Origin of the sequence: Rosistilla carotiformis, assembly GCF_007753095.1 — a bacterium.
GTDB lineage: Bacteria > Planctomycetota > Planctomycetia > Pirellulales > Pirellulaceae > Rosistilla > Rosistilla carotiformis.
Genome location: NZ_CP036348.1, coordinates 1,200,749 through 1,213,886, shown reverse-complemented (window position 1 = coordinate 1,213,886; position 13,138 = coordinate 1,200,749). Strand labels below are relative to the sequence as shown.

10 protein-coding genes are annotated in these 13,138 nt (G+C 57.3%); 7 read left to right on the top strand and 3 right to left on the bottom strand.

All coding sequences use genetic code 11. The annotated features are described in order from the left end of the window. Nucleotides 1–234 precede the first annotated feature (234 nt). Nucleotides 235–1,563 carry a nucleotide sugar dehydrogenase gene (locus Poly24_RS04530; RefSeq protein WP_145091096.1) on the top strand — a complete coding sequence of 443 codons (1,329 nt, stop codon included), beginning with the start codon at nt 235–237 and terminating at the stop codon, nt 1,561–1,563. Here Poly24_RS04530 and Poly24_RS04525 read toward each other — a convergent pair. Next, nucleotides 1,522–3,084, bottom strand: a complete 1,563-nt coding sequence (locus Poly24_RS04525; protein WP_145091093.1) for a lipopolysaccharide biosynthesis protein — start codon at nt 3,082–3,084, stop codon at nt 1,522–1,524. The two genes, Poly24_RS04530 and Poly24_RS04525, sit on opposite strands and share 42 nt — an antisense overlap. A gap of 236 nt (nt 3,085–3,320) precedes the next feature. Here Poly24_RS04525 and nusB point away from each other — a divergent pair, with 236 nt between their 5' ends. From nusB to Poly24_RS04510, 3 genes are all read left to right on the top strand, one after another. Continuing rightward, entirely contained in the window at nt 3,321–3,725 is a 405-nt protein-coding gene (nusB, locus tag Poly24_RS04520; RefSeq protein ID WP_145091090.1) for a transcription antitermination factor NusB, read from the top strand. A gap of 308 nt (nt 3,726–4,033) precedes the next feature. Then, on the top strand, nt 4,034–5,356 hold the full coding sequence (locus tag Poly24_RS04515; RefSeq protein ID WP_145091087.1) for an O-antigen ligase family protein: 1,323 nt from the start codon (nt 4,034–4,036) through the stop codon (nt 5,354–5,356). Nucleotides 5,357–5,538: 182 nt separating this feature from the next. Then, nucleotides 5,539–6,810: a redoxin domain-containing protein gene (locus Poly24_RS04510; RefSeq protein ID WP_197452320.1), complete on the top strand. Its 1,272-nt coding sequence runs from the start codon at nt 5,539–5,541 to the stop codon at nt 6,808–6,810. 118 nt (nt 6,811–6,928) lie between these two features. On the opposite strand, the gene aroE is transcribed toward Poly24_RS04510, so the two are convergent. Then, nucleotides 6,929–8,470 (bottom strand): shikimate dehydrogenase, encoded by a 1,542-nt coding sequence (gene aroE / locus Poly24_RS04505; protein WP_145091081.1) that lies wholly within the window; start codon nt 8,468–8,470, stop codon nt 6,929–6,931. Between the two features lie 429 nt (nt 8,471–8,899). Here aroE and Poly24_RS04500 point away from each other — a divergent pair, with 429 nt between their 5' ends. The 3 genes from Poly24_RS04500 to Poly24_RS04490 all read left to right on the top strand — a co-directional run bounded on the left by Poly24_RS04500 (nt 8,900) and on the right by Poly24_RS04490 (nt 11,953). Continuing rightward, a complete protein-coding gene (locus Poly24_RS04500) occupies nt 8,900–10,012 on the top strand; it encodes an outer membrane protein assembly factor BamB family protein (protein ID WP_197452319.1) in 1,113 nt (370 codons plus the stop codon). A 154-nt stretch (nt 10,013–10,166) separates the two neighbouring features. Beyond that, entirely contained in the window at nt 10,167–11,477 is a 1,311-nt protein-coding gene (locus Poly24_RS04495; protein WP_145091075.1) for a coproporphyrinogen-III oxidase family protein, read from the top strand. Further along, nucleotides 11,474–11,953: a glycine cleavage system protein H gene (locus tag Poly24_RS04490; protein ID WP_145091072.1), complete on the top strand. Its 480-nt coding sequence runs from the start codon at nt 11,474–11,476 to the stop codon at nt 11,951–11,953. Before Poly24_RS04495 ends, Poly24_RS04490 begins: the two co-directional genes overlap by 4 nt. A 131-nt stretch (nt 11,954–12,084) precedes the next feature. Here Poly24_RS04490 and Poly24_RS04485 read toward each other — a convergent pair whose 3' ends face one another. Continuing rightward, nucleotides 12,085–13,065, bottom strand: a complete 981-nt coding sequence (locus Poly24_RS04485; RefSeq protein WP_145091069.1) for a hypothetical protein — start codon at nt 13,063–13,065, stop codon at nt 12,085–12,087. Nucleotides 13,066–13,138 lie beyond the last annotated feature (73 nt).

Below are 13,138 nucleotides of genomic sequence, written 5' to 3'. Positions count from 1 at the left end.
GACATTGGGCTTCCCCCGAAGGTACTCTGGTGTTTGCGATGTGAAATTAACGAAGTTCTACACTCCGGCTGCTATCGATTTCACTTGCGGCTAATCGACATAAACGCCTATCCTATCATTGGGAATTGCTAGCCCCGCCGCTAAGGCCCCCACCGCGTTGCCAGTGGAACCTAGCCAAACCGAATATTTCTTGCAGATTTCAGCTCCCCCTTTTAAATCTGACGGTTCAACGCGATGACAAACAACTACGACGAATTAATACAGCGGATCGAGCAAGGCAACGCTTACGTTGGCATCTTGGGGCTCGGATATGTTGGCTTGCCGTTGATCGACGCCTTTTCCTCGGCTGGTTTTCGCTGTCTTGGCTTTGATGTCGACGAGCGAAAAATCGAGTCGCTGAATGCTCAAAAGAGCTACATCAAGCACATCTCCGACGCTAAGATCGCCAAATGGTACGCCGACGCCGACTTTAGCGCCACGATTGATGCTAGCAAACTCGCCCAGCCCGACGCGCTGCTGATCTGTGTTCCCACGCCCTTGGACGATGCCCGCGATCCCGATCTGTCGTTTGTAGAATCGACCGCGCGCACGATCGCCGCGCATCTGCGGCCCGGGCAAATCGTGATCCTGGAAAGCACCACCTATCCCACGACCACTCGCGACGTGATGGTGCCGATCTTGGAGACGTCAGGACTCAAGGCTGGCGTCGACTTTTACGTTGCCTACAGCCCCGAACGCGAAGACCCTGGAAATCCAACCTTCTCCGCTGCCGGAATCCCTAAGGTTGTCGGCGGCATCGACATTCCCAGCCGCGACCTCGCCTGTGCCCTGTACAACAAAGCCGTTGCCGGGACGATCCCGGTCGACAACTGCGAGATCGCCGAAGCGGCCAAAGTGCTTGAAAACATTTACCGCGCGGTCAACATCGCGCTGGTGAACGAATTAAAGGTTCTGTTCGATTCGATGGATATCGATGTCTGGGCCGTGATCAACGCGGCGAAGACGAAGCCATTCGGATTCCAAGCCTTTTATCCCGGGCCGGGGCTCGGCGGCCACTGCATCCCGATCGATCCGTTCTATCTCAGCTGGTTGGCTCGCAAACAAGGACTGAACACGCGGTTCATCGAGCTGGCTGGCGAAGTCAATTCGTCGATGCCAACCTATGTGATCAATCGGACCAGCGAATTTCTGAACGAGGTCAGCAAACCCATCAAGGGGAGCAAGATCTGCATGCTCGGCGTTGCCTATAAGAAAGATGTCGACGATCCTCGCGAAAGCCCTTCGTTTACACTGATGGAGATCTTATTGCGACGTGGTGCGGAGCTGACCTACAACGACCCACATGTTCCTGAGTTGCCGAAGATGCGACATCACGACCTGCCGGAAATGAAGAGCCAAGAGCTGACCGCTGAGTTCCTGAGCCAACAGGACTGTGTCCTGATTGCCACCGACCACTCCGCCTACGACTACGACTTTATCGTCGAACACTCGTCGCTGATCGTCGACACACGCAACGCGACCTCAGCCGTCCAATCGGGGCGCGAGAAGATTCGCAAAGCGTGAGTTCGCCAATCGCGATTGCACTTTGACCGCATGCTGGCGGAATTCCGCGAGCACTTGTCCCAGGTAACGCTGCGTATGCGAACTTGTGGCGATCACCACGACGATTGCTAGCAGCGCGAAGTAAGGCCCCACAAGCAGCGTCGCCGGCAGAACCAGCGCGAAACCGATCGAACGGTCGAACACGAATCCCTGCGTCGACATGAAGTAAAGCACCAACAACAGCACCACCAGATTGGCGATCGCCGTCGATAGCATCGCGCCATAGAGTCCCATCATCGGCAGTAGTACGCTGTTGAGTGCGATGTTGGCAAGCAACCCCGAGGCCAACGCGACGCCGATCAACTTTCCCTTCTCGGCACACCACAGGTAATTTTCGGCAACGATAATCAGCCCGCTCCAAGCACAGAAAACAAACGCGATCGGCATCACCGCAAGCGCTTCGGTATAGCGACCGTCCAGCAAATGGTTGAACATCCATGGGGCAAGCAACATGCCGACCGCCGAACCAAACGCAAACGCTCCCGATAGCAACAGCAGCGTTTTGCGAAGCCGTAGATTCACGCGACGCCGACGCCCCGATTCCCAATCGGCGGTCAGATACGGCATCAGCGCCCCGCCGATCAGGGTCCCCAAGCTGAGCAGGAAGATCGGCAGCAGTCGCGAACTAAAATACTCGCCAACCATCGCTTGGCCGACGCTGGGCCCACCGACGCTGAAGTGCAAGATCATGTATCGATCGGACAAATCGAATAGATTGCCGATCAGATTGATCGCCCACAACGAGACCGCATACGGCGCGATGCGTCGCGCCAACGAACGGTCGGTCAGCGGTTCCGACGAACGCTCCAACCCTGACCAATTCCGCAACAACACCCACGCAGCAGGCACACACCCCAAAAACGCGGCGGCAGCGAAGGTGAGGATCAGCCCCGAGACGCCTCCACCGATCGACAACCATCCGATCGCAAAGAAGGTAAAGCCAACGCTGTGAATGAATTGCATCAGCGACGCGACGCGGACTTGTCGCAAGCCGCTGACCAGATGCTCCAAAAAGTTGAAAACGATCGTCGCGACCAAACAGACGGCCAATGCAAACACAGGTCCGACGATGTTCGCATCGCGGAAGATCAGTTCGGCGTATCGATTCGGGCAGACCAACATCGACGTTGCCGCAAGCAACGTCAGCACCGCCGTCCCGAAGACGATCCTGTAAATGAAGGCTTGCAATTGTCCGCGGCGGCGAAAGTACTCAACAAATCGGACGATCGAACCGGGCAAGCCCAGCAGGAAGATCGGCGTGATCAGATTGATGAAGCACAACGCCATCGCCCATTGGCCCAGCGTCTCTTCATCCAGGAACTTGCAAAACCCAACGCTGCGGGCAAATCCGACCCCACGTTGCACCACGGTCATCGCCAGCGAAACGAACAACCCCACGGCCAACGAATCAGCCAGGAACGGCTCGCGGACCGTGACACTTTCGTTGACAGGCGATTGGGCAGCGTGATTTGCGGATTCCATGAAGACACGAATCGACGGAGAACGGATGAGAATTTCGCAGAATAAACGTAGTCTTGCTTTTCTAGGACGTCGGGGAGGAATATTTTCCACGGCTTGCGAAAATTACGGAACGTTCGGATTGCATCGGTTCCAACGACAGCGAACGCGAAGCGACAAAAATCACAGGGCCCTTTGCGCAATCGACGTGGCGTGCTTAACTTACGGCCCAACCTCAGCAACTTCAGAATTTGGATCCTATGGCAACTCGTCGGCGAGCGCGTGAAGTCACGTTACAGCTCTTATATGAATACGATTTCGGAACCGAGCGAACGCGCAACGAGCGCGATCAGTTCATCGAAACCCGGATGCGGAACCACCCGGCCCTGTCGGACTTCGCTCGCTCGCTGCTAGGTGGCGTCATGACGCACCGCTCCCAAATCGATTCGCTGCTCGCCAAGCATTCGTCCAATTGGTCGATTAGCCGGATGGCCGTCATCGATCGCAACATCTTGCGACTGGGAATCTACGAGATCGTGTTCGGAAAAACCCCCGGCCGGGTGGCAATCAACGAAGCGATCGAGCTAGCCAAACGTTATGGCGATCGCAAAAGTCGCGGGTTTGTCAACGGAGTCCTCGATCGCATCCTCAGCGAAAACAAGTAATTTCGATCGCCCCCCGCGGAGCAGCATTGCCACACACGCGGATTACTACGTTTTCTTAGTGCTGCGACAATCGCGACAGTCACTCGTAGAATCTGCCCAAAGTGGCTTGTTCATTACGAAAAATTTCCGCAATCTCGGAATCTCGCCCTAACTTTGTCGCTCTTGCTCCATTCTGGCAGCTAAGTTTCATCGCACCATTCAGGTGCTGATTCGATTGTCGGAGAGGACTGTTGGGATTCTTAGGACTACTATTTGCATTGGCCGCGATTGCGTGGGGGATTCTCCTTGCGCACCGTGTTTCGCTGCAAATGTTGGCCTTAGCCACGTTGATCCTAGGGACGCTCTTCGGCCCTCCGTTTTTTGCGATTCAGGGCCCCATCCTTTTCAGTATCGACCGTTTCTGCTGGTTTGCGATGCTGGGGCTGTTCGTCGCGCGCGTGTTTGCCGACCGCACGCGGCCGGTGGAACCCAACCGGATGGACTGGTTAGTCCTTGCCTTTGTCGGTTGGCTGTTGATCAGTTCGATGATGGGGGAAGCCCCCGAAGCGGGAACCGAACCGCTGGCGCGGTGGATCTTCTACGCGTTCTTACCGCTAGGCATGTACATCGTCGCTCGGTTCTCACGCCTCTCGCGATGGGAACTGAATGTCATCCAGATCAGCTTCATTGCCCTGGGGCTGTATTTGGGTCTGACAGCGCTCGCGGAAAAAGCAGAGCTCAAATCGCTTGTCTTTCCGAGCTTTATCAGCGACCCTAAAAATGCCGAATTCCTAGGCCGCGGCCGCGGTCCGCTCCTGAATCCAACCGGCAACGGATTCCTGCTGTCGATCGCGATGACCGCGATGCTGCTCGCGTTTCAGCAGCGCCAACGGGTCGCAAAGATCGGCTGTGGATTCGCGATGCTTGCGGCCGCCGGAGGGGTGTACGCAACGCTCACGCGCAGCGTTTGGATTGCTGCGGCCGCCGCGATTTCGCTATCGCAGATAAACCAGATCCCGCGCGGCATCCGAATTTGGGCGTTTGCCTCGGCGCTTGTTTTCGCCACGGTCATCGGGTTGGTTTTCGGTGATCAGATCCTGAATCTCAAACGCGACAAGAATTTGTCGGCCAGCGCCGCCGCGGACTCGATCGAACTGCGACCGATGCTAGCGATTATCGCATGGGAAATGTTCAAAGACCGTCCGATTACGGGAGCCGGATTTGGACACTACTTCGCCTACAACCAGGAATACGCCCAAGCCCCCCAGTGGGAAATGCCGCTTCGCAAAGCGATTCCCTACCATCAGCACAACGTCTTGCTCTCCTACCTGGTCGACACGGGGCTGATTGGTGCGGGCATGTTCACGCTCCTGGCCCTCTCTTGGGGACTTAAAGGCTGGCAGATCGCCCGCAGCTCGTCGGCCTGCCGCGAGGCCCAGAATATTGGCCTGCTGATGGTGGCAACCATTTCCAGCTATTTGATCAATGGCATGTTCCAAGACGTGTCGATCATCCCGATGCTGAACATGTATCTTTTCTACTTTGCCGGCCTGACCGTAGCGGTCGATACCGTCGACGGCCACTTGCCCCAGCAAATCCTCTCCCGCCGCCGCCCTGCGCCGGTGATCGGGAAACCAGCGGCCAGCCGTTAAAAATGAAATCCCCTCCATCGCCATAGGTTCGGGAGTCGGGATCGTCTAAGATTTACGGAACTCCCTCCTTGCGCAAACCGGCAAGAATGGGCAACGAACCAGAACCGACGGCTCCCCTTCGGCTGCGATGCGATCGGCCAAGCCAAACTCCTACCAACGAATCTTTGACAGGAATTCCAGTAATGTTTACTCGCCCCCTGGCCCCGGCCCTCGCAGGCTTGTTCGCCATTGCCTTCAGCTCACTGAGCGCTCAAGAACCGGCTAAGATCTCTCCCGAAGCAGAGCCAGTTCTGGCTGCGTTTGTCGATCAAATCAAGTCGGCCAAAGCGGTCACCGCCGAATTTAAAACCAGCGAACAAGTTCACTCCGAAGGCCAAGTCGTCTTTGAAACCAAAACCGACTACTCCGCCGCATCGGCTCTGCCCAACAAGTTCGCGCTGCGTGTCCGCAGCGAAGAAGTCAATGTCGACATCGTCTCGGACGGCAAGATGTTGAACATGCTGGTCACCCCCGATGCCTACATCTCGAAAGACAGTCCCGCCACGCTGGCGGACCTGATCGTCGAACCAGGCATGCCCGGCGGACCGATCATCGACGCCTTGCTGGCGATGACCATCCCCAGCGAATCGGCTCGCGAAAACCTGTTGACCGATGTCACCAGCGTCGAATTGATCAAGCCCGAAGCAGATGCGAAACCCGTTGGCAAAACGTTGCAATTCAACCGCGCCGACGACAGCTTTGTCCAACTGACGATCGCCGACGAAAAGCAACCTAAGCTGGTCGGTATGTTGATCGACATGACCGAATTGATCAAACGGGCCAACCCCCAAGTCCAGAAGACCCCAGGCTTCAAGTTCGTCGTCAGCGTCAAAGTGGATAAGTGGGAATGGGCCGAAGGCGGTTCGGACACCTTCAAATTCGAAGCTCCTAAAGATGCCAAGGCCTTCGCTTCGGTCGAAGCTTTGGTCGAAGCGATGGAAGGGGGACCGCACCCCTTGGTCGGCAAGCCGGCTCCAGAATTCGAAGCGCCGCTGATGGATGATTCGACGCTGAAGCTGTCCAAGCACCTCGGCAAAGACGTCGTGATCCTCGACTTCTGGGCAACCTGGTGTGGCCCCTGCCGATTGGCGATGCCGGTGATCTCCGAAGTCGCTGCGGAATTCAAAGACAAGGGAGTTGTCCTGTACGCGATCAACAACGCCGAATCGAAGGCGGAGATCGAAGCCTTCTTGAAGCAATCCAAGCTCGCGATCACCGTCGCTCGCGACGAAGATTCGTCGATCGCTACCACGTATCAGGTCACCGGTTTCCCAATGACCGTGATGATCGGCAAGTCGGGGAAGGTCGAAAACGTTCACCTGGGCTTCCAATCACTGGAAAACCTCCGCGAACAATTGACCACCGAATTGTCGGTCCTCTCCAAAGGCGAAAGCTTGATCGAGAGCAACGAATAGGCGATCCGTAAAACGGATCGAGCGATTCGCGGCCCCGAGTTCCCATCGGTAACGAAGCCCCCGCTGATCGCTGCTCGGACGAAAGGCAATCGCGATGCTCGCGATTGCCCCCCGCGGCTTAAGCCCCTTCGGTGTCGGTGTCGTGTTTGTCGTCGACCGCTTCGGTCGTATCCCAAGTCTGAGCGGGATTGACCGCGCGTGCCAACGCTTGTCGCATGACGGCGATCGGCGGTTCCTTGCCCGTGAACAGCTTGTATTGATACGCCGCCTGGCGAATGAACATGTCCACGCCGGTCACGATCTTGCATCCCTTCTGACGAGCGAGCTTGACGAACAACGTCTGCCCCGGGTTGTAGATCGTTTCAAAGACGGTTGTTTCAGGACGCAATTGACGGCCATCGTAAGGGGATTGATCCAGGTTCGGATACATTCCCAACGGCGTTCCGTTGATCAAGATGTCGGCCTCGGGATCGTGCCGGTGTTCCCAAGCAATCGCATTGCCGCCAACCGACGCGGCCAACGCTTCCGCCCTGGCGGGACTTCGACCGGTAACAATGATATCGGCGCCGCGTTGCCGCAGCCCCCATGCGATCGCCCGACAGACTCCGCCAGCTCCCAACAGCAACGCCGTCTTGCCGCGAAGCGGTTCGTCCGACGCTGCATCGTGCTCGACCGATTCCATCAAACAATCCATCGCCGCCCGGTAATCGGTGTTAAAACCACGACGCTTATCGCCATCGAAGACGATCGTGTTGACAGCACCGATCTCGTGCGCCGACGCCTCAATCTCCGTCAAGTAATCCATCACCTCTTCTTTGTGCGGGATCGTAACGCTGAGCCCCTTGATTCCCATCCGCTGGCAGTTCTCCATGAAGAAATCGAGGTCTTCAGCAGGAACGCGGAACGGTAGGTAACGGTTATTGAGTTGTTGGTGCTTGAAACCCGCATTGTGAATCAAGGGGCTGTAGCTGTGACCTACCGGATCGGCGATCACACCAAACAGTTTCGTATCGGCGTTGATGCTTTCGGCGTCGTAGACCCGCATCATCTCTTTCCAACCGACCTGACCGGGCGCCATCGTGCGTTCTGAATCGATCGAAGCAAACGTTAGCGGCGATCCCCAGCTCCCCTGCAGGATCCGGGTTGGAGTCCCCAGGTCGCCCATGCAGATCCCGATCGTCGGGACGGCGGCGTTTTTGACAAGATCCATCATCCGGAACGTGTCTTCAACACAATGCGCCATCGTCGCCAGTTTGACCACGTCGGCGTCGCGACGCGCCAATTCGCTGTGCAATTCGACCAGATCATCCGGCGTGGTCTCAAAGTTGTGGTAACTAACGATCCGTTTGGTTCGCCCGTAACGGGGAACCGTGTGGGCGATATCCCCCTCGAGATCGACGTAGTCGACCCCCGAAGCGATCGCCGATCGCAACAGCATCAGCCGGGCTTCTTCGGTCCCTTTCCAACGCCCCCCATCTTCACGGCGGCGGCATGTGGCGATCACTTGGCAATGCTTGTCACCCAAAAGTCGCTTCAAATCGACGGTCCGCGTCAGGTAATCCAAACGCAGTTCGACCAATTTGATCCCCTGCTGAGCGATCCATTCATATTCGGCGATCATTCGTTTATGGCGACCGCGGCCAATGCTGACACAAATCATAAAGTCCGACTTATACCCGGTGACTGGAGCGTTTTTCGATGTAAGAACGGTCTCGGATCCGTTGCTGTTCGTGGCCCGAGATCTTAATCCAAGCGAGCCCCGAAGTGTACAAAGATCTCGGCAAAGGCAACCCCGTTGGTGAACAAAACCGTTCGCTCCACTTTAATCGACACAGCGGAAGTTCGTCAGATACACCTTGGGAACGAAATCCAAAGATGCGAAATTTTGGCCGTTTTCACCCCCTGGGGTCGTTCCCGGTATAATGAAGCGGCAATCGCGAGCCGGTGGGCCGCCGATCGCCCCTGCCAATTGATGACCACTCGCGGCCGAAAGCTCTTGCGGCGACGCAATGTCTCGCATCCCGGTCCGCCATGGTCGCGCTGCCGCGCCGACCGTAAAACTTCCATCCCCAACCACCAATTTGTCTCGATGCCGCTACCGAAATTAGCTCTCCTCCTTTGCACCCAGCTCGCGCTCTGGGCGTCGGTTTCGATTTGTCCAGCTCAATGGCCTGTCGAACGTGGCGACCAAGCAGCCACCGGGGCCGTCCCTACCCCGCTTCCCGAAAACCTGGCCGTTGCGTGGGACTTCGCCGATGCGAAAGCCTTCGAAGCCACTCCGGTGATCGATGCCGGACGCGTCTACGCTGCCGACACCGAAGGGGGCGTCTATTGCCTGAATCTGGCCGATGGCACGCTGGTTTGGAAGGTTTCCATCGACACCGGCTTTCTCGCAGCCCCCGCGATCCAAGGAGAAACGCTGATCCTGGGGGATTACGACGGCATGGTCTACGCCCTGTCGACCGTTGACGGCAGCGAGCGTTGGAAATTCGAAGCGGAAGGGCAGATCGATTCGGGCGCGATGTTTCATGGCGAGAAAGTCCTGATTACCTCCGAAGCGGGCAAACTGCATGCATTAAAGCTGTCCGACGGCTCGGTCGTCTGGGAATATGAAACCGCCGACCAAATCCGCTGCTCCGCCACCGTCGCGGGCGATCGTACCTTCCTAGGCGGCTGCGACAGCCAACTGCACGTCGTCGACCTCAACACGGGCAAGAAGGCGACCGACCCGATGCCGTTGGAAAGTCCCACCAACAGCACGCCGGCAGTTGTTGGCCCGTTAGCCTTTCTGCCGACCTATGGCGGCCAAGTGTTTGCGTTCGATTGGCAAAAAGGGATCCGCACTTGGACCTACGAAGATCCCGAAAAGTCGCAAGAGTACCGGAGCAGCGCCGCAGCGACCGACAAAGTGGTCGTCGTCAGCAGCCAAGGGAAACGCGTCACAGGGCTCGATGCGACCACCGGTAAACAACTCTGGCAAACCATGATCCGCCGCCGCGCCGATTCCTCCCCCGTGATCGCTGGCGACAGCGTACTGTTGGCCGCTACCGACGGCCGTTTGTATCGGCTGAATCTTCAAGACGGAAAACCGACCTGGCAATATGAAGTCAAAGGGGCGCTGCTAGCATCCCCCGCGATCGCCGACGGAAAGCTGATCCTCACGACCGAAGAAGGGCATATCCTCTGCTTTGGCGGGAAGTAACGGCTGCCGAGAACTTGATTTACTAGTAAACTGTTAAGCAGCTCGGGCCGAAGAATGCATGCGGGTTGCCGATTCCAAACGCAGTCCGCGTCGCTCGGGATGTCTACCACTTCCCACCGCAACGACTCCATCCGACCTCAGAAAGCGAGATCTCATGAGCACTACCGATTCCAAAACCGAAGTCGGCAGCTATTTCATCTCCAATTACCCTCCCTATTCTCAGTGGACGGTCGACGCCCTACCAACGGTCGAAAAGACGCTCGGCAGCGCCCCCAAACCGGACACGCCGTTGGGTTTGTATCTGCACATCCCGTTCTGCCGCAAACGCTGCAAATTCTGCTACTTCAAGGTCTTCACCGACGTCAAAGCCCCCGAGGTGCAACGTTACGTCGACGCGTTGTGCAGCGAGATCGAAATGGTCAGCCAGCTGCCCGTGATGGGCGAAAGACCGTTCCGTTTCGTCTACTTCGGCGGTGGCACCCCCAGCTTCCTCAGCCCCAAGCAATTGACAGCGCTTTCGGAACGACTGCATCGCCACATCACATGGGATGGGGCCGAAGAGGTAACGTTTGAGTGCGAACCGGGCACGCTCAGCGAGACCAAGGTTAAGACGCTTCGCGAAACCCTGGGCGTCACGCGACTGAGCCTGGGTGTCGAGAACTTCACCGATTCAGTGCTCGAAGAAAACGGCCGCGCTCATCTTTCCAAACAAGTCTACGCGGCTTGGGAATGGATCCAGGAAGCCAATTTCAACAACGTGAATATCGATCTGATCTCGGGAATGGTCGGGGAGACATGGGACAATTGGAAGTACAACATCGAAAAGGTGATCGAACTGAGTCCCGAGAGCGTCACGATCTACCAGATGGAATTGCCGTTCAACACGGTCTATTCCAAAGACATCTTGGGCAACAAGATCGAGACCCCCGTCGCCGATTGGCCGACCAAACGAGCTTGGGTCGCGTATGCGTTTGAAGAGCTGAAGAAGGTGGGCTACAGCGTTAGCAGCGCGTACACGATGATCAAGGATCCCAACAAAATCAGCTTCAGCTATCGCGACAACCTGTGGCGTGGCAGCGATCTGTTGGCCACCGGGATCGCCAGCTTTGGGCACGCTCAAGGCGTCCACTATCAAAACCTGCCCGGCATGGAACAGTACCTCGGCGCAATCGAAGAGGGGCGACTGCCGTTGGGACGCGGTTTCCAGCCGACCGAGCATCAGATGCTGATCCGCGAAATGGTCCTGCTGCTGAAGAAGGGCGTGCTGGACGTCGATTACTTCCGCCAGAAGTTTGGCGTCGATGTGATCGATCGCTGGCGCGACGTTTGGCAAGGTTACGCCGACGAAGGGCTGCTGAGTTTCAACGAGTCCCAAGTCGAATTGACGATGGATGGCCTGTTGCGAGCCGATTCGCTGTTGCCGGCGTTCTTTGAGCCCGAGCACCAAGGGGTTCGCTACACATGAGCGAATCGGCTGAGTCGAACGGCTCGTTGGTCTTCAGTATGGGAGAGTTCCAAGCGAGCTTTCCGCAAGACCGTCTATATGCCAAGAACCATATGTGGGCAATGCCCACCGAAGCGGGGCGTTTCCGCTTCGGCTTATCCGCCTATGCCGTGCGGCTGCTGCAAGACGTCTACTTCTTGGACTGGATCGTCGACGCGGGGACGACCGTTGCCGTCAGCCAAAACATCGGCAGCATCGAAAGCAAAAAAGCTGAAAGCGATCTCTATTCGCCACTTGCCGGTCGATTAACAGCGATCAATCCGGAAGCGTTGGACGATCCATCGGCGATCAACGCGGAACCTTATGGCGCCGGTTGGTTGATCGAAATCGAGACCGACGACGCCAGCCGCCTGCTCGACCCGACAGCCTACATGCAGCACCTCGATTCCGCTTGGGAAGTCGCTCAGCGAACGATCAAAGGCCAGGCGAACCAATAGATCGCCACGCTGGAGTCAAAGCTTCAGCCGACGGAGCGCTAAAGTCAAGGCTTCAGCCGACGCCGCGCTGGAGTCGAGGCTTCAGCCGACAAAGCGCATCTTCGGCTGAAGCCTCGACTCCAACAAGCTCCTTAAAACGTCATCCCGGCGTTAGCAAACAGGCCGGCATCGAAGTCGTATTCGTCGCCCGATTCGTATTCGATCGACCTCGCAAAGGCGATCCCGAGTTCGGCAAACCAGCCTCGGCCGCCATCGCGAATTTGTTCGACGCCGAACATCGTGCGGATATCCCCGAGCGTCAGCTCGTCGTCTCGCCCATCGCGACGACGGACGTTAAAGGTATTGCCGCCGGGAGCGATCGAGGCGTAGCCCCAGGTTTCGCTGAGCGGTCCGTTTTTGGCGATCCGGTGCAGCAACCGTGGCCGCGGAAACATCAACTCCAATCGCCAATCCGAATTTGGCCGCCAATCGAGTCCAACCGCCGGCAGCACCGGCAGGTCATCGCGGCCGAGATAGGCAGCTCCAAACGAAACGGTCAAGACTTCGGGGATCCATTCCCAGGCGATGAGGCCGAATCCGGAGAGCCGCCACGAGTGATCTTCGGTTTCAAAATCGGTCCTCAGCTGTGGCGAAACCATCGCCAGAATCGAGAGCCCTGGTTTCCATTGATATCGCGTAAAGAAGGACACGCCGGTTTCGTACAACCGATTGGGGACATCGATCGCGTCGCCGGCGTTCACAAAGTATTGGCGAAAACTGGGCGAGAGCACCAGCAAATTCTGGAAGCTGCCCAGCGGCACCGCCAGTCGAGCGGAGACCTTGTAGTCGGCGATCGACAACGCGTCCTCACCGGCATCGCTCACGTAACCACTGGAAACGCTGACGCCTTGAAACATGCTTTTGCGAAACCGAACGACCGGTTGATCTTCCCAAGCCAACTCCGTCACCGGCTCTTGCCCCCGGCTATCGATCGCCGAAACGCAAAGCCCTAACCCCACCAGGACCATCTTGCCCAGCAACCGGCTGGCACGGCGTAACGCAACCTCCGCCACCGATCGCCAAGGCAGTGGAGCAACCGCGAGCCGCGAAGTCCAGGTTGGATGAATGAGCATGCGCCGAAGGATTGGGTTCATCGTCGTGACTGTCGTCGTGAGTGTCGTCGGCACCGGCGAATACAAAGGAGCT